The 254-nt window shown below is 76.4% G+C and carries 1 protein-coding gene; it reads left to right on the forward strand.

Translation table 11 applies throughout. The features are described from left to right. Positions 1 to 11: 11 nt before the first annotated feature. Positions 12 to 254, forward strand: a 243-nt coding sequence (locus JHD62_RS22385) for a hypothetical protein (protein WP_199104705.1), incomplete at its 3' end; no start/stop codon positions are given.

Genomic DNA, 254 nt, shown 5'->3' on the forward strand with positions numbered 1-254 from the left:
CCGCTGAATCCATGGACTCGCTCAACAGCAAGACCGGGCAGATCCGCCAGTTCGTGCAGCTGATCAAGGACGTGGCAGATCCTGTCTCTTATACACATCTGACGCTGCCGACGAACAGTAAGATGTGGTGGTGTGGGGGGGGGGGGGGGGGGGGGGGGGGGGGGGGGGGGGGGGGGGGGGGGGGGGGGGGGGGGGGGGGGGGGGGGGGGGGGGGGGGGGGGGGGGGGGGGGGGGGGGGGGGGGGGGGGGGGGGG

Origin of the sequence: Aquitalea sp. ASV11, assembly GCF_016429185.1 — a bacterium.
GTDB lineage: Bacteria > Pseudomonadota > Gammaproteobacteria > Burkholderiales > Chromobacteriaceae > Aquitalea > Aquitalea pelogenes.